This window comes from Bradyrhizobium sp. AZCC 1610, assembly GCF_036924515.1.
Classification (GTDB): domain Bacteria; phylum Pseudomonadota; class Alphaproteobacteria; order Rhizobiales; family Xanthobacteraceae; genus Bradyrhizobium.
This window is the reverse complement of record NZ_JAZHRR010000001.1, coordinates 839579-855998: the sequence shown is the minus strand read 5'-3', so window position 1 is coordinate 855998 and position 16420 is coordinate 839579. Positions and strand designations below refer to the sequence as shown.

Genomic DNA, 16420 nt, shown 5'->3' with positions numbered 1-16420 from the left:
TCGCCCCCATTTCTGAGGTGCCTTAGCTCATAGTCCACCACGCGGCACGAAGAAGCAGAGCTCGTCCCCCGTGCTCTTGTTTATGAACAGCACGGGCAAACGATCTGGGGTGTCTTCAGCCTTGATGATGTCGGGTGGGATGACTTTCCATTGGCCGTCTTTGAGGTATTGCCACTGGTCCGAATGGTCGTCTGCGACGCGGAAGCGTGTTTTGAATACATCGCCGTTACCGCAACACGATTTCCACGGAACACCGAGCCGGTGTTGAGCGGCGGGGTTCATTTCCTGTCTGTTGAACCATTCGTGGTGCGCCATTGACGGATCGTGAGCGTCAGCACGAAAGGACATCAGAAGAAGAAGAATACCGAACATCGTTAGTACGCGATCGAACGCTTTCATGGCAGCCTCCATTGTGGACTGTCATTAATTTTAGCATCCGCGAATCACACGAACTCTCCGGCAACTAAGGAAACCAGATTCTAAAGAAAATGGCAGCCCCTTTAGCGGCTGTTAGCGCTTAGTAAGGCAAAAGCTCGGAAGCTTTTGTCCCGGCCAGGCTGTGGAAGTTCTTGCATTGACCTATCACTGTACCGGCGGCATGACGCTGGATCGAAGGTGAGTACGACCACAGCATGGTGGTTGCAGTAATGAGAAGGGCAACGGCCGCAATTGCAGATATGATCAGATGCTTCATGGGAAACCTCCGGTTTCCTTCCACGAAGGTTCGTTCGACAGCTTGATGCAAGGTTCAAGCAAACATGGGCGCTGGTGAACTATGCACGTTGCCTCGCATTGCGGCTTCCCATTGAGATAACAGAGGAAATCGTTTCGATGGAACCTGCTATAAAAAAGAACTCGATCACGTTTGGCTGAGTGGCCTCTTATGGGCCGCAAAACCGCATCAAAAAAATGCGAGCCTGATGCTGGTGCGGTTCAGGCTGGAATAAACGCTGATGATGTGCAGCGCCGAGTTCCTCTCAAACCATCGGTCATGCAGCACCGGTGACGTCCTCTTTTTCAGTACCGCGTGCCACCACCTTCATAACCTCGTCCGGCAGCGGTCGCTGCAACGCCTTCGCTTCTTCCCATGGCCGCACGCATCCAAACATCGCGTTCTTCAGGTGGTCAGGAAAACCGGCATCGCCTTGGTATGGATCGCTTCGACGGTCGCGTTCGGTGCGGTGGTCAGGAAGCCGTACATAAGATGCAGCGGAATCGGCTTGGACTTTGTGCCGTGGTCGCCCTTGTACTCGGTCCAGATACCGGCGAAGGCCGCGAGCGGTCGATCATCATCGAGCCCGAACCAGACGATGGCCGGCGAGAAAGCCCGAATAGCAGGCCATTTCCCAGACCTTGCGAAACACACGCTCGGTAGTGTCGAGGATCGGAAAGTTGATGTTGGCGCCGACGTTGAAGATGCAGACTTCGAGCGGCGCGTGTTTGGCGGCATCAGTGAGGAAGGAAATGCAAGTGAGAAGTGGCCGCCTCAGTTGGCGGCTTCTCTCGTTGGTGATGGCCCCTATCCATATCCTGACAATAAAGGTGGCCCTTATTGAAGAAAGCGCATGGGAGTTTCCGATCCATCCAATTACGCATACCCTATTCTCGCTCGAGATCTGAATGCGCCGCCAGAATTTGATGGGGACAGTCGCCGCGCTCGAAAAGCGGGTGGCGACTCTCTAGACTTTCCTGTCAGTAGATTTCGCGGCCTAAACAACTTTGGTGCTGTCGGCTTGCCCCTTTTCGGCGGTCCAGCCCTGTCCCGTTGCGGATTGAGCGGGATCGGCTTCAGCGGTGCAGCGCCGAGCGGGGTCTGGCGTGACAAACCCATTGCCGACGCGGTGCGCGATGCCGCTTTAGCCGCGTCATCGCGCACCTCCTGCAAGCGCGAGGACCTACATCTCCTTCTTTGTCGTCGTGCTCTTCGTGGTCTTCTTAGTCTTCTTCGCGGCCTTCTTGGCGGCCGACATCTCGGAGTTACCCAGCGCGACCGGCTGGTCTACTGTCGCCTGCGCCTTTGCGTCCACAGAAGACTTGGTATCGTGAGCTACGGCACTACCGGCAGCAATTGCTGCAGATCCAGCGAGGAGCGATGCAACAAGAACCGGAACAGATATATTCTTGAGCATGTGGTGTCCTTTCAGTTTAGGGGCTGGAAACCCGGCCACCTCTGGTGGCGTGAGACCACGTTAGCCGGCGAAACTGAATTCACCGTGAACAGAAGGCCCGGCTTCCGTTCATGTTCAGCCTCGACGAGCTGGGCTACCTTCCCTTCGCACAATCCGGCGGCTCCTATTCCATCTCGTCAGCCTGGCTCTACGAGCGTACCGGACTTCCGGAGTGACGTGCCGTGACTTCCGCTATTGTGAAGGTTTTCGGATGCCGGCCCCCACGACGACGGCGCCACGTACTCCGGGGCCGGCGTCCGCAAACCTCCAATGGAGGAAACCGCGGGATGTGGGGCGAGGTGGCGCGTCAGACGCTGTGGGGGGTTGGCGGCTGTGAGTGCGAGTACAACTTTTGCGATATGGCACGAACTTTGCGAATGGGTGAAAACGCCTTTCGCCGCTCCTGTAATTTCAGAGAGTTAGGCGTTGTAAAAAAAAGGCACATATTACAACTTGTGCGTTATGTGCCTGATGGCAGCCTTTGTACCGCATCGGTCGAACAAATATTTCCACGTGATGGCGTCCAACGGAAATGTTTCGAGCTCGGCTTATATATCATCACTGCATCTCCAATCGCACCGGTTCGGGTATTCGAAGTTGCGCTCCCAACGCTGTCGGTGCGAGATCCGCGCGATCATCGTGCTGAACCATCATCGGTTCTGGGGATATGCTTCTGGCCCTTCATCGTCGGGCAACACGCTCCCATCGTCCACCATGGCCATGCCGGCCGCCGCAGCGCCCTACCGCGCGAGCGGTTTAGTCCTCTGGCACCTTTGAGACATGCCGACTGCATTGAGCAATGTCCGCTTTCAGGGGTAACCCGGAAGATATTTGCTCATACCGACTTCTTCTCAGTTTGACCCTGAACGGACCTCAACGGATGACCGCGGACTTTGACCAGTTCGCGCCTAGCAAAGGCAAGCCAAGTCCAATGGACGCCGTTCCTTCGATTAGCGGGTTGAAGAGACCCAGCCTCCACGCGCCTCAGCAACGTGAACCCTTCTCTCAATGCAACGTCCACCGTCTCTTGCGGAACGATCGAGTGAACAGTTCTTTCCAGAGCGCCCGGCCCATGCCGGAGCGACATGATTACGATTCCGCCGGAAGCTGTTAGCTCGGCCAGACTGCGCATCGCAACTAGCCGCTGGTCGATATCCAGATGCTGCCACACGGCACATAGCAAGATCAAATCGAAGTGTCCGCGCCGTTTGGTCTCGATGAGGTCGGGAAGTCTGTCATCAATCCACTCGATCTTCGATAAGGCATGGACTGACATTCCAGCATCCCGAAATTCCTTGACCGGTTCCACGGCCAAGACGGAGTGGCCCATGTTGGCCAACCACGCCGCATCCCGACCCGGACCCGCTCCGATGTCGACGACACGCACGCTGGACAGGGGTAGCAGATCGATCACAGGCTTGAAGAGGTCCGAAGAAGAGACCGCATTGAAACGATCGATAAGTTCAGAGGCTGCTGCCGTGTAGCCTTCGATCACTTGTTGCATTGGCGCTTCCAAAAATGGCGCGACCATCAGGACAGTGGGCAGAGCGGGCCGCGACCAAGAAAGGGTCAGAGCTTTGCAGTTCAAAGTCAAGGTCCGGAAACGCCCGTACTGTGGGCCGTAGGAATGGTTGTGTGTGAATGAGACTTGCCCGACTAGAATTGTAACCGGCTTTGGCGCAGCCACGCTTGCTTGACTCAGAGCTCTCTTCATGAGCTGGAATATCTCGAGGACGTGGCTCGATCGGACGCAATCGATCTCCAATTACGACTCGATTGGCCTAAGAACGGAATGAAACGCCGATCTTTGACGAGAGACCGTCACGTCGCACATGTAGTCCTTACCTAAATTTCACAAATCCTATCGCTCAATTGAGTTGATTTTGCCGCGTGCTCGCTCAAGGCTTCAACCAGTCCGATCGACAAAGTGCATCAGAGGGGCTTCTGGATCACAAACGTCAGCCCAAGCAGACCGTCAGATGCGACCTAAGTCTCCAGGACCTGGGCATCCTGAGTTGGAAAATGGAGAGCCACATGCCGCAATTCGATGTTGAAGTTGTTGCACTAATGCGGATCGCTCTCGAGGAGGTAATGTTGAGGGTGCCTGCAGAATTCTGCAACGTGTCCGCGAAAGCCTATCTCGCTGAATGCATATTAATAGCGGCGGCGCAGGGTCGCACCAGTTACGCAGAGCTTGTAGCGGCGGGAGCTGACCACATACAGACCATCGCGTCGATGCTCTCATGAGTTCGCTGCGTGCGCTAGAGGCTGTCCACGTCCTTCCGAAGAGGCGCTTAGGATAAGTCGGAACTAGCGCGACTCTCTTCGTGCTGGAGCTCCTCGCCATGAACGCTATGACACCCCCATTCGAGCCCCCGTCGCTTCCGTGGAACGCAAGTCGGACACTATGGCCGTCATGCAGCGGAGGACTGCGGCCATGGTCGTCATGATGATCGGTCGACAGGCAGGCCTGATAGATCGCCCGCTTAACGCAATGGAGAAACCTTCATTAACGGCTGCGCAGTACCGAAATAGATGATCAGCGAGCTCTCACGCAGGGGGTCGGCAAGCGGGGGTTGGACCAAACAGGGAGGAAAGTTTGCCAAGGGATTGCGCGCCGCGCTCGACAAGACGGCGAGCACGAAGATCTAGATTGGGAAAAGGAAACGTATCGACTGAACTCGGCCGAGGGTCGAGGGCAGGTGTGACGACTGTGGCTGCGCACGAGATAAAGAACAAAGGCGCGCTGCCTTCCGCTTCCTGGGAGTCTAGGGCCGGACCGGCGTCCCGCACAGCCACGCTTGCCGGCTTGCGGACAGCTGGTTGGCTCCATATACCGTTTTCCTTCATTGGAGCACTTCCAGATGACGGTCACTTTGGGTTCGCGGAGCGAACTGTTCCAAGTGGGCAAAGCGCTCCGACGCAAGACGCCGCGAGAAGGACATGCCGACCTTAAAGGATCGATGTCGCGCAATGCCGTTGCAATTCTCGCCGAGAGCGATCCGCATCGCGTTCCGGAGCTTGTGCCGGAGCGGTACGCGCGCATGACGCTCAACCCGTTCGCTTTCCTGCGCGGCGCCGCGGCGGTGATGGCGACAGACTTGGCCGCCCAGCCAGTGGCCGGAATACCGGTGCAGGCAGGCGGCGACAGCCACCTGATGAACTTCGGCGCCTTCGTTAGTCCGGAGGACAATATCCTGTTCGACGTGAACGATTTTGATGAGACGCTGCCTGGCGTCGATTTCACCGTCGATCTGAAGCGTCTCGCAGCCAGCGTAGCGGTAGCGGCATCGGCCGCAGGCACAAACAAGAAACAGGCCCGCGCGGTCGCGGCTGCGACTGTCAAGGCCTATCGGACGCACATTTCCGCACTCGCCAAGCTGTCGCCGCTGGAAATCTGGCACAGCCGGATCGACCTCGAACAGGAGATCAAGCAGATCGGCAATAGTGGTCTGCGGCGCCAGCTCGTTGGCGTGATTGCTAAGGCGCGGGGCGAGGGCTTAGCGAAGGACGATAATTTCCCGCATCTGGTCAGCGGCGATAATCCGAAGATCGTCGATAAGCCTCCTACCATTTTCCATCTCGATCCTAAGGCCGACGCGCGACACCGGCTTGGTGTCGAGCGCGTGTTCGCTGCCTATCGTAAAGGCCTCAATCCTAATCGGCAGCGGTTGCTCGACCGTTTCACAATGAAGGATCTCGCCTTCAAGGCGGTGGGCGTCGGATCGGTCGGCACATTCTGCTGCGTGGCATTGTTCATGACCGGCGACAACGAGCCCTTGTTCTTGCAGGTCAAACAAGCGCAGCGATCGGTTTTGGAACGGCTCGGCGGCAAGCTTACCTACAAAGGAAATCAAGGTCGTCGGGTTGTAGAGGGCCAACAGATGATGCAGGCCGCCGGCGACATCTTCCTGGGTGCGACGCAGGACGATGCGACCGGCCGTCAGTTCTATGTTCGGACGCTGAAAAGCCGCAGGCTTGGCGCCGTCAGCGAAATCAGCGAAGGCGAGGCACTCTCCGACTATGCCAAGCTATGCGGTCGAACGCTCGCGCGTGCCCATGCGCGCTCCGGCGACCCTGCCGCGATCGCTGGCTACAGTGGCAAGAGCGACGCGCTCGATGACGCGATCGCGTCCTTCGCGACGGCCTATGCCGACCAGACAAGCGCCGACCACGCCGCTCTGGTGAAGGCGAAGGGGACCAAACCCACGGCTACGAAGAAAGCGAAAGCGGCTTAGTCGCAAAGGGAGAGCCAGGCCCCGGTATCCAAGACTTAGGCGGCGTTCACCTACTTGTGTGGCACGAAAGTCTGGAAGTGGCGCTTTTCGGTCCTGTTGCCATGTCTGTCTTCGGTCGCTTCCCCCGGGGGAACGCGGAGGTCCTGTAGTCATGGCTAAGCGTCGCGTTTGACCCATTTTGAGACATGGCTTGCAGCTTGTCGGCGGCGCTACGCGAAGGCTTGATGGGCGGAATGAACTGGATGCCTGAAACAACGAGTGCTGCTGCGTGGTTGATCTTTCTTGCAACCTACGCCGTCATGGCCGTCGGCAAGATACCCGTATACCGGATCGACCGGGCTGGGGCGGCCCTGCTGGGCGGCAGTTTGATGGTCGCCACCGGCGTATTGTCGCTCGAAGAAGCGTATCGAGCGGTCGACTTCAATACGATCGTGTTGCTGCTTGGCATGATGATCGTCGTCGCCAATCTCCGGCTTTCGGGATTTTTTCGCGTCATCACCTACTGGACCGCGGCCTACGTTAGACGGCCGATAACGTTGCTTGGAACGGTAATTTTTTCCTCCGGGATTCTTTCAGCGTTCCTGGTCAACGACACGATCTGCCTGGTGATGACCCCGCTTGTGCTCGAACTCGTGACACGGCTAAAGCGAAACCCTATTCCCTACCTCTTGGCGGTCGCGACCGCATCTAACATCGGTAGTGTGGCAACTATCACGGGAAATCCCCAGAACATTATCATTGGAAGCCTCTCAGGTATTCCCTACGGCGATTTCGCTGCGGCGCTTGTGCCGGTCGCAGTCATCGGGCTCATGGTCACCTCTGTTCTCATCGCATTATCCTATCGAAGTGAATTCTTTACGCCTGACCGGTTTGACAAAATCGACATCTCAGCCCGCTATCATGGACCGCTGTTGGCGAAGTCACTTGTCGTTATGGCGGTTATGGTCGTGCTGTTCTTCTTCGGCCAGCCAGTCGCCAAGGTGGCTATAATGGGTGGTGCTTTTCTGCTGCTGACGCGGCGCGTGAGACCTGAAAAGGTTTATATCGAGATCGACTGGCCGCTTCTTGTGATGTTTGTCGGATTGTTTGTCGTCATCGGCGGGCTCGAGAAAGCGGTCATCACGGCCGATGTCAGCGCTGCGATCGCCCGCCAGCACCTCGACAACCCAACAATCCTGGCCAGCCTCACGGCGGTGCTGTCCAACCTGGTTAGCAACGTTCCGGCCGTGCTTCTCCTCAAGTCGTTCGTTCCGAACTTACAAGATCCGCAACGTGCTTGGCTTGTAGTCGCGATGGCTGCGACGCTGGCTGGGAATTTTACACTGGTCGGCTCTGTTGCCAATCTCATTGTCGCGCAGCGTGCCAAGGCGCGAGGCGTGGAATTAAACTTTGGAGAATATTTTAAGCTGGGTGCGCCACTCACGGTTCTGACGATTGCTTTTGGGCTCTTGTGGCTCTGAACCAGTTCGGTCCATTCAAGAACAGTTTTAGCCGATACGACGCCCTCCCCTAGGCTCGATAGGCAACAAGCACGGCACCGCACGCGATCAGAATCACGCCGAGCCAATTTGGCAGCGCAAGCCGTTCACCCAAGAAGAGCACTGCGAAAACTGAGACGAAGACGACGCTGAGCTTGTCCACCGGAGCAACGCGCCCGGCATCTCCGAGCTTCAAGGCGCGGAAGTAGCAAATCCAAGACGCGCCCGTCGCGGCACCCGATAGGATAAGAAACAGCCACGTTTTCGCGGACACGCTGGACGGCTGCTGCCAGTTCCCTGAGGCGCAGACGATCAGTGCGGCCACCCAAAGGATGACGACGGTACGAATAAACGTCGCAAAGTCCGAATTGACGTTCTCGATACCGATCTTTGCGAAGATGGCTGTTAGGGCCGCGAATCCTGCGGAAAGCAGCGCCCAAAATACCCAGGAGAGCAGAAGATTTTTCATACAAGTGCCCTAACAAATCGCAGCGCCGCGATCAGGGCACCAACGGGCAGCGTCACCGAAGTCACCATGTAAGCAAATGATGCCAACGTCTGTCCACGTTCAATCAGATAGTAGGTGTCCAGAGAAAATGTGGAAAAAGTCGTGTAGCCACCGCAGACGCCGACCGTCAGGAATATCCGCATTACCTGCGACAAATCCCATTTGGCCGCAAAAAGGCCGACGCACGCACCAATCAAAAATGAGCCGGTCACGTTGATTACGAGCGTGCCCCAAGGAAAGTCCGCTCCGAATAATCTTCCCGATCCGACGCCGACCAAATACCGCGCGACTGATCCGAGTGCGCCGCCGGCGCCTACCGCAAGAATGAGTTGAGGGGTCATTTGCACATGCTCCTACCTGCGCTCTCGCGCTCAGTAGGAGTCATCAGCCAAAATGGCGGTTATCGGGGGAACCCCATCCCCATCACTGTGGATGAGATAAGCGAAACAGTCTGCATCGACAACCCGACTAGGTATTTTTCCAGGCCACGCTCGCCTTCAGGAACGAGGCGCGAAGCGCCCGCGGCAGAATCCATGGCTGTCAATGCGAATATTTGCATGGGCGTTTGCCTGATCGTTTGCGGAACGTTTGCCGAGCGCCGGTATTACCGCGTGCGTCCCGGGTCAGAAACCTTGGACCGGGCGCATCCGGATGGGACGGACCGCCACCACACCAGCCCACGGTGGCGAGGCCGATCTCATGGTGTCGACCTGCCGGCAGCAACATGATCGGCGGGCTCCGGGCGGCCTCGGTCCAAGCTTCAGACACTTCGAACCGAGGCCGCTCAGCACCACAGGCGGAGACTGGAACAACAATGCGAGGAACTATGGCGAAGGCCAAGAAGGTGATGCGGCGCGAGTACACCCGCGAGGACGTGAGGGCTCTGAAGGCGCACTCGAAGTCCAAGACGCCGATTGCCAAGATCTCCAAGCAAATGAAGCGGTCGGTTCCCGCACTGAGGGCGAAGGCGCACCAGCTCGGCATCGGGCTCGGTCACCAGCGCTGAGGGCTCAGGGGCTGGCGGCCACACCCGGTTCGTTCACAACGTTCCATCGTGATTTGCACGAACATTTGTGGATAGACGACGTTGCCCCAGGCGTGCTGGACTGCATGCTTGATGCGGCCTGGCCTCTCCATGTCCCCCAATGCCCCCAGCTGGGCCGTTCTCCTTCCGTCGCCGGTCGCTCGCGCTGGGCGGCCGGCGCGGACTGGAGCTTCTATCAGCGCGAAGCGCTCGCTACCCGCAAACGGAATGGCCGCAGATTGCTCTGCGGCCTACCGATTCAAAGTATGCTTGTGCGTGCTGAAATGCTCGTGCCGGTTCTGCATCGGTATTAGCGCCGACGCGGCCCTTTCCCTTCCCCGGAGTACTACGGTCACGGGACGTTCCGTGTCCGGAAAGTCTTTTCCGGAAAAGGGCAATCTCTTTCCAGATCGGAACAGACCGTCAACGGCGCCGGGCGAGAGTCTTCTGTCAGCGCGAAGCGCTCGCCGGCTATACCCAAGTATGCTGGAACGGAAGCCACTTCCGTTTCATTTGGTCATCATGGAACGGATCTTGATCACGGTGATCGCGGTGGCCCTGCTGATACTCATCGGGTCGGCCACCATGCTGATCTACAGCACTGGGCATTCGGTCGCTCTACCGTCAGTGACGCAATGTGGCTTCTGGGGCGAGATAAGCGACGGGATATCTTGCCGATGAAGCGGTAGCGCGAAGCGCTCGCTACCCACGCCCATCGTGGAATGGCTCGGGGTGCAGAGCGGCGCGCTTCCGCTGCATGTCGGCGATGAGCTTATTCAGGCCGTCGACGGTCTTCTTGGTCGGTGATGTTCCTGGCGACCCTCTGATAGTGCTCGATCTTGGCGTCGAGTTGTTTGCACTGCTCGCACATGGTGTCGTCTGCATCGAGACATCTGGAATAACATGCCGACGAGCTAGAGTTGGACGGCGCGATCGTCGATCCTCTTCATCTGGGACATGCTTGAACCCCACCTCTCAGGATTTTTCGTTTTTTGGGTTGTGCGAGCGCCAATTGGGAACTATTAGGCCGGCTGAGACAAATTGTCGCTGTGGGCCGGGTCGTATGTTTGGCAAATTTTATAAGCGATTGCAGTCGGTTAGCCCGCAGCGATGGGCCATGGCGATTGCCCTGGTGGCGCTGACTGGGGCGGCCGTTTACGGCGCGACCCATCTCGGCGGCCCAAAACGGGGGCATTCGGAAGTCTCGAGCCAGTCCCGCAAGGGCGGACTGCAGCGCTACACGCCGAGCCCGGCCGAATGGGCCAGCCTGTCGATTCAGCCCGTCAACGAACGGGGCTTTCGCGCCGAGCACATCACCGAAGGCAAGATTGCGATCGACGAGGATCGCTCGACGCCGGTGTTCTCGCCCTATGCCGGCCGCGTCACCAGGCTCCTGGCCCGGCCGGGCGACAACGTGGTCAGGGGCCAGCCGCTGTTCGTGATCGAGGCCGCCGACAATATTCAGGCGCAGAACGATTTCATCGCCGCGATGAGCGCCATGAACAAGGCGAAGTCCGCACTCGATCTGGCGGAGTTGCAGGGCCAGCGCGCCAAGGACCTCTACGAAGGCAAGGCCGTCCCGCTGAAGGACTATCAGCAGAGCCAGGCGACGCTGATCCAGGCGCAGAACGACGTGCGCGCCTCGCAGACGGCACTCGAGGCGGCGCGCAACAAGCTGCGCATCCTCGGCCTGACCGACGACGACATTGCGACCTTCCAGGAGAAGGGCCGCATCAATCCCGAGACCACGATCTTCGCGCCGATCAGCGGCACCGTGGTCCAGCGCAAGATCGGCCCCGGCCAGTATGTCAATGCCGGCGCCAGCGATCCCGTCTATGTGATCGGCGATCTCTCCACCGTCTGGATGACCGCTTTCGTCCGCGAGAGCGATTGCGCCAACGTCGCGGTCGGGCAGGACGTGACGTTCAACGCACTGGCGCTGCCGGGCCGCGAAATGTCGGCGCGCATCAATTACGTCGCCACCGCGATCGATCCGGCAACGCGCCGGCTCCTGGTGCGCGCCACCATCGACAACAGGAACGGCCAGTTGAAGCCGGAAATGTTCGCCAACGTTACGATCTATTCGGCCAGCGACCATCCTTCGGTCGGCGTGCCGAAGCAGGCGTTGATCTATGAGGGCGATCAGGTCCGGATCTGGGTCGCGCATCCCGACAAGACGATTGAACTCCGACAGATCAAGCCTGGCCTCACCAACGGCGACCTCGTCGAGGTGGTCGGCAATCTCAAGCCCGGCGAACAGATCGTCACCAAAGGCGCGCTATTCATCGACCGCGCCGCGTCCGGCAGCTGATCCCTCGCTCATTTGAAAGCTTCGATCTGAATGGATCGCCTAGTCGCCCTAGCTGTCAGCCGCCGCTACTTGATGGTCGGCATGTTCATAGCCGTGCTGGTCGGCGGCCTGATCGCATTCAAGCAGCTCAACATCGAGGCCTATCCCGATCCAACCCCGCCGATGGTCGACATCGTGACGCAAAGCCCGGGGCTGTCGTCGGAAGAGGTCGAACGCTACATCACCATTCCAATCGAGACCCAGGTCGCAGGCATCAAGAACCTGCGCACCATCCGCACCATTTCGCTGTACGGATTGTCCGACGTCAAACTGCAATTCTCGTTCGACTACACCTATGACGAGGCGCTGCAGCAGGTCCTGAACCGGCTCTCGCAGCTGGCGCCGCTGCCCGGCAACGCGCAGCCCGGCATCTCTCCGCTCAGCGCGATCGGCGAAATCTACCGCTACCGGCTGACCGGGCCGCCGCAATACAGCGTGCTCGACCTCAAGACTTTGCAGGACTGGGTCCTGCAGCGCCGCTTCCGCGCCGTGCCAGGCGTGATCGACGTCACCGGCTGGGGCGGCAAGACCAAGACCTACGAGCTGCAAGTCGATTTCAACAAGCTGATCGCCTACGGATTGACTCTGCCGCAGGTGCTGCAGGCCGTCAGCAATTCCAACATCAATGTCGGCGGCAATACCGTCAATATCGGCGCGCAATCGGCCGTGGTGCGTGGCGTCGGCCTGATTCGCTCGATTGACGATCTCGCCAGCACCATGGTCGCGCAAAGCGGCGGCAACCCGGTGCTGGTCAAGGATATCGCGACCGTCGCGGTCGGCGAGAAGCCGCGGCTCGGCATCGCCGGCCTCGATCAGTCTGACGACATCGTGCAGGGCATCGTGTTGATGCGGCGCGGCGAGCAAAGCTCGCCGACGATTGCGCGGGTCGAGCAGCTTGTTACCTCGATCAACAATTCCAGCATCCTGCCGCCGGGCGTGAAGATCGAGCGGATCTACGATCGCAAGGATCTGATCGACATCACCACCGCGACCGTGCTGCACAACATGGTGCTCGGCATTGTCCTGATCGTGCTGCTGCAATGGATGTTCCTGGGTGATCTTCGCAGCGCGCTGATCGTCGGCGCCACCATACCCTTCGCGCTGTTCTTCGCCGTCATCATCCTGGTGCTGCGTGGCGAATCCGCCAATCTGCTGTCGGTCGGCGCGATCGATTTCGGGCTGATCGTGGACGCCACCGTGATCATGGTGGAAGCGATCTTCCGCCGGCTGTCGCAAACCATTGCGCTGTCGGAAGCCGAGCAGAGCCTTATCGCGGCCGACACCACCATGGCCATGAAAAGCCACGCCATCCTGTCGGCCGGCGCCGACGTGTCGCGCTCGATCTTTTTTGCCGCCGCCATCATCATTGCAGCTTTTCTGCCGCTGTTCACGCTGAGCGGCGTCGAAGGTAATATTTTCGGACCGATGGCGCGGACTTATGCCTATGCGCTGGCCGGGGGACTGCTCGCAACGTTCACGGTCACGCCCGCGCTCAGCGCGATCATTCTGCCGTCGCATATGCATGAGACCGAGACCCGGCTGATGGCTTTCCTGCACCGGCTCTATATGCCGGTGCTGCACTGGGCGGTCGGTAACCGGAAGCCCGTGATGTCTGGCGCCATCGGGCTTGTGATGACGACCATCTTCTTTGCGCGGCTGCTTGGCCTCGAGTTTCTGCCCAAGCTGGAGGAAGGCAATCTGTGGATCCGCGCCACGCTACCGCCGACCATCTCGCTGCAGGAGGGCAATACGTACGTCAACGAGATGCGAAAGATCATCCGCGCCCGTCCGGAAGTGGAATCGGTGGTGTCCCAACACGGCCGTCCCGACGACGGCACCGACGCCGCCGGCCTGTTCAACGCCGAGTTCTTTGCGCCGCTGAAACCGGTCGGCGAATGGCCCGATACCAAGGACAAGGACGTATTGACCGCGCAACTGCTGGCGCAGCTGCAGGATAAATTCCCCGGGGTCGAGTTCAATTTCTCGCAATATCTGCAGGACAACGTCTCCGAAGCGGTCTCCGGCGTAAAGGGCGAGAACTCGATCAAGCTGTACGGTAATGATCTTCAGGCGCTCACCGACACCGCCAACAAGATCAAATCCGTGCTTGGCACCGTACAGGGCGTCACCGATCTGGCCGTGTTCACCTCGCTCGGCCAGCCGACCATCCAGATCGATATCGATCGCGCGCGTGCGGCGCGTTATGGCCTGTCGCCGGGCGATATCAACGCCACCATCCGTGTCGCGATCGGCGGCGACAGCGCCGGCGATCTCTACGAACCCGGCAGCGACCGGCATTTCCCGATCATCGTCCGGCTTGCGCCCGAATATCGCAAGAGCGCGGAGGCCATCCAGAACTTGCGGATCGGGGCGCCGGGCCCGAACGGCACGGTCACGCAGATACCTTTAAGCGAGCTGGCGTCGATCAATCTGGTTTCGGGCGCGGCCTACATCTACCGGGAGCAGCAGGAGCGGTATCTGCCGATCAAGTTCTCGGTGCGCGAACGCGACCTCGGCAGCGCGATCCAGGAAGCGCAGGACAAGGTCGCAGCAGAGGTCAAGCTTCCGCCGGGATCGCGGGTCGAATGGGTCGGCGAGTTCGGCAATCTGCAGGACGCCATCAAGCGGCTGTCGATCGTGGTGCCGATTAGCCTGGCGCTGATTGCGGTGCTGTTGTGGTTCAATTTCGGCTCGATGGTCGACACGCTGCTGGCGATGAGCGTGATCCCGATGGCGATCTTCGGCGGCGTGCTCGGGCTGTTGATCTCGGGCATTCCTTTCAGCGTGTCGGCGGCGATCGGGTTCATCGCACTGTTCGGCATCGCCGTGATGGACGGCATCATCATCCTGTCGCAATACAATCAGCTGATCGACGAAGGCTTTGATCGGATGCGGGCGGTGATCCGCACCGGTGAACTGCAACTGCGGCCGGTGCTGATGACCTGTGTCGTCGCCGGCGTCGGGCTATTGCCGGCGGCGATGTCGGCGGGGATCGGCTCGCAGGTGCAAAAGCCGCTGGCGGTCGTGGTCGTCACCGGCATGATGCTGGCGCCGCTGGTGATCCTGGTGACGCTGCCGGTGTTGATTTCGTATTTCTCGCGCCGGGCGCGGTAGCGCCGCTCTTCCCTTGTTTGACGCGTTCTTGACGCGGCGCGTCCCACGACTTGCAGCCGATCGACGACATCCACCCACGGGAGACGAGGCCCGCACGGCAAAGGCACCGTTCTGAGAAACGTAGCTGGCCGCTAGATTGCTGTTATTTCGCGCTCTCATACTATTCCGCATGCGGCCATTCGCGCCAAAGTGAACTAGCCGCGATCAGGAGGTCGTCACCCTCAACCCAAACCGTGCAATTCCGAATAGGAACGCGGGGGCACCGATAATTCCGCCGGCGCTCGCACCAAGCGAAGCGATCGACGTAGCGCGTCCCTGATGTTTATCGAACCATGGCGCAAGAGTCGTCGCGACTGCGGTGGTAGAAAGGCCCAGCCGATCCCCATTAATAAGGGCGAGATACGCCTCGCATGGCACGGTTGCTTGGCCAATTGCGATAACCCCACCGGCTAGGGCGATCCCGCCAAGCGCAATAATCGGGCAGCCTTGGCAGTAGGCATTATGCTGAAGGTTAAGGTGGCGTGACGAATAACCAAATCTCTCTAGTGCCGCTCTTGGATTTTGCCGTTGCTGTCTACCACGAGCGACACTTCCTTGCCGTTTTTCATCGCCTTGACGGCCGTACCTTCGGCGGTGGATTTGATTTCTCGGATTTGTGAATAACCCGCGGATTCCAGCTTGGTTACCAGCTCCTGCTGGGTCAGGGCATGGGCAGGCGTGGCGCCCGAACACGCAATGAGCATAAGCGCTGCACCCGTAAAAATCGTCTTAGCTATCTTCATGTTCGTCTCCCGACGCTGGAAAGGCTCGCGATAAGGGACGATGAACGGTTTTGGTTCCGATAAAGCGCACACGGCTTCGTGACTATTTGATCCGTTCAAGTGAGCATTATCATTCACTGGTTCCTGTTGCGCGTGCGCCGCACTCGATCTAGGAAATTCGAACTTCGCAGGCGAAGGAACGGAAATGCTACGTCCTTGTTACTTGCAAAGCCGGGACAATTTTCCAAAATTGTCGCCAACAACAGTAACTTTTTTGGAGGCGGCGCTCTCTGGAGACATAACCCACCCAGGGAGCCAGCAATGTCTGAGACCGCCGACAGCAATGCAGCAACAAAAAGCCAGCCTGTTTCCCGAGCCCGCCGCCACCCTGTAATCCTTCGGGTTTCCTCCCTTGCGGTGGCCAGTGTGCTTTCGCTCTTGTTGATAAATGCTGTTGTGCCACCGATCATCGCCGACCAATCCGACAGGGCGGTGGTCAATGCTCCCGTTACACTGCTGACCGCGCCCATCGACGGCGAAATCGACTCGCTGGCGATGAGTCCGGGTCACGCCGTGGCAGCCGGTGAGGCACTAGCGCGGATTTCGAACGTCCGGCTGGATCGCGGAACTCTGATTTCACTTCAGGAAAAGGCCGCGGAGGCCCGGGAAAAACTGGCATCCACGGTAGCAAAAAAGAACTCGGACCGCGCCTATCTGACATCGCTCGATGCCGAGATCGCGGGCCAGATCGAACAGCTCAAGGCACAATTTCAATAGCA

At 58.9% G+C, this 16420-nt stretch carries 15 protein-coding genes, 2 pseudogenes and 1 riboswitch; of the genes and pseudogenes, 8 read left to right on the top strand and 9 right to left on the bottom strand.

All coding sequences use genetic code 11. The features are described from left to right. Positions 1 to 27 precede the first annotated feature (27 nt). The 5 genes and pseudogenes from V1279_RS04305 to V1279_RS04285 all read right to left on the bottom strand — a co-directional run bounded on the left by V1279_RS04305 (position 28) and on the right by V1279_RS04285 (position 2129). Positions 28 to 399: a hypothetical protein gene (locus V1279_RS04305; RefSeq protein ID WP_334432802.1), complete on the bottom strand. Its 372-nt coding sequence runs from the start codon at positions 397 to 399 to the stop codon at positions 28 to 30. A gap of 118 nt (positions 400 to 517) precedes the next feature. Then, positions 518 to 694: a hypothetical protein gene (locus V1279_RS04300; protein WP_334432800.1), complete on the bottom strand. Its 177-nt coding sequence runs from the start codon at positions 692 to 694 to the stop codon at positions 518 to 520. 295 nt (positions 695 to 989) lie between these two features. Beyond that, positions 990 to 1312, bottom strand: a pseudogene (locus tag V1279_RS04295) (SOS response-associated peptidase family protein); the annotation flags it as partial. Further along, positions 1299 to 1466, bottom strand: a pseudogene (locus V1279_RS04290) (short-chain dehydrogenase); the annotation flags it as partial. The pseudogenes V1279_RS04290 and V1279_RS04295, both read right to left, overlap by 14 nt. 429 nt (positions 1467 to 1895) lie before the next feature. Next, positions 1896 to 2129, bottom strand: a complete 234-nt coding sequence (locus tag V1279_RS04285; protein WP_334432797.1) for a hypothetical protein — start codon at positions 2127 to 2129, stop codon at positions 1896 to 1898. A gap of 416 nt (positions 2130 to 2545) precedes the next feature. On the opposite strand from V1279_RS04285, the gene V1279_RS04280 reads away from it, so the two are divergent. After that, complete coding sequence (locus V1279_RS04280) at positions 2546 to 3028, top strand: hypothetical protein (RefSeq protein ID WP_334432795.1); 483 nt, start codon at positions 2546 to 2548, stop codon at positions 3026 to 3028. Here V1279_RS04280 and V1279_RS04275 read toward each other — a convergent pair. Next, a complete protein-coding gene (locus V1279_RS04275; RefSeq protein ID WP_334432793.1) occupies positions 3004 to 3672 on the bottom strand; it encodes a class I SAM-dependent methyltransferase in 669 nt (222 codons plus the stop codon). The genes V1279_RS04280 and V1279_RS04275 overlap by 25 nt on opposite strands. A gap of 530 nt (positions 3673 to 4202) precedes the next feature. Here V1279_RS04275 and V1279_RS04270 point away from each other — a divergent pair. The 3 genes from V1279_RS04270 to V1279_RS04260 all read left to right on the top strand — a co-directional run bounded on the left by V1279_RS04270 (position 4203) and on the right by V1279_RS04260 (position 7866). Continuing rightward, the gene (locus tag V1279_RS04270; RefSeq protein ID WP_334367271.1) at positions 4203 to 4415 is read left to right on the top strand and encodes a hypothetical protein; all 213 of its coding nucleotides are present in this window, start codon (positions 4203 to 4205) and stop codon (positions 4413 to 4415) included. Positions 4416 to 4969: 554 nt separating this feature from the next. Further along, entirely contained in the window at positions 4970 to 6406 is a 1437-nt protein-coding gene (locus V1279_RS04265) for a DUF2252 domain-containing protein (RefSeq protein ID WP_334432791.1), read from the top strand. Positions 6407 to 6630: 224 nt separating this feature from the next. Further along, positions 6631 to 7866 carry an anion transporter gene (locus V1279_RS04260; protein ID WP_334432789.1) on the top strand — a complete coding sequence of 412 codons (1236 nt, stop codon included), beginning with the start codon at positions 6631 to 6633 and terminating at the stop codon, positions 7864 to 7866. A 49-nt stretch (positions 7867 to 7915) separates the two neighbouring features. Here the strand turns inward: V1279_RS04260 and V1279_RS04255 are convergent, their stop codons facing one another. Continuing rightward, positions 7916 to 8353, bottom strand: a complete 438-nt coding sequence (locus tag V1279_RS04255; protein ID WP_334432787.1) for an EamA family transporter — start codon at positions 8351 to 8353, stop codon at positions 7916 to 7918. Beyond that, the gene (crcB, locus tag V1279_RS04250; protein WP_334432784.1) at positions 8350 to 8733 is read right to left on the bottom strand and encodes a fluoride efflux transporter CrcB; all 384 of its coding nucleotides are present in this window, start codon (positions 8731 to 8733) and stop codon (positions 8350 to 8352) included. The genes V1279_RS04255 and crcB overlap by 4 nt, the downstream gene beginning before the upstream one ends. A gap of 27 nt (positions 8734 to 8760) precedes the next feature. Continuing rightward, positions 8761 to 8823, bottom strand: a riboswitch (Fluoride riboswitch). Positions 8824 to 9218: 395 nt separating this feature from the next. Between crcB and V1279_RS04245 the strand changes: the two genes are divergently transcribed. From V1279_RS04245 to V1279_RS04235, 3 genes are all read left to right on the top strand, one after another. Further along, on the top strand, positions 9219 to 9398 hold the full coding sequence (locus tag V1279_RS04245) for a hypothetical protein (RefSeq protein ID WP_334432782.1): 180 nt from the start codon (positions 9219 to 9221) through the stop codon (positions 9396 to 9398). Between the two features lie 1135 nt (positions 9399 to 10533). After that, positions 10534 to 11727, top strand: coding sequence for an efflux RND transporter periplasmic adaptor subunit (locus tag V1279_RS04240; RefSeq protein WP_442894733.1), 1194 nt, complete (start codon positions 10534 to 10536; stop codon positions 11725 to 11727). A 30-nt stretch (positions 11728 to 11757) separates the two neighbouring features. Continuing rightward, the gene (locus V1279_RS04235) at positions 11758 to 14880 is read left to right on the top strand and encodes an efflux RND transporter permease subunit (RefSeq protein WP_334432778.1); all 3123 of its coding nucleotides are present in this window, start codon (positions 11758 to 11760) and stop codon (positions 14878 to 14880) included. Positions 14881 to 15422: 542 nt separating this feature from the next. On the opposite strand, the gene V1279_RS04230 is transcribed toward V1279_RS04235, so the two are convergent. After that, the gene (locus V1279_RS04230; RefSeq protein ID WP_334432776.1) at positions 15423 to 15662 is read right to left on the bottom strand and encodes a PepSY domain-containing protein; all 240 of its coding nucleotides are present in this window, start codon (positions 15660 to 15662) and stop codon (positions 15423 to 15425) included. A 300-nt stretch (positions 15663 to 15962) separates the two neighbouring features. Between V1279_RS04230 and V1279_RS04225 the strand changes: the two genes are divergently transcribed. Beyond that, positions 15963 to 16418, top strand: a complete 456-nt coding sequence (locus V1279_RS04225) for a hypothetical protein (RefSeq protein ID WP_334432774.1) — start codon at positions 15963 to 15965, stop codon at positions 16416 to 16418. Positions 16419 to 16420 lie beyond the last annotated feature (2 nt).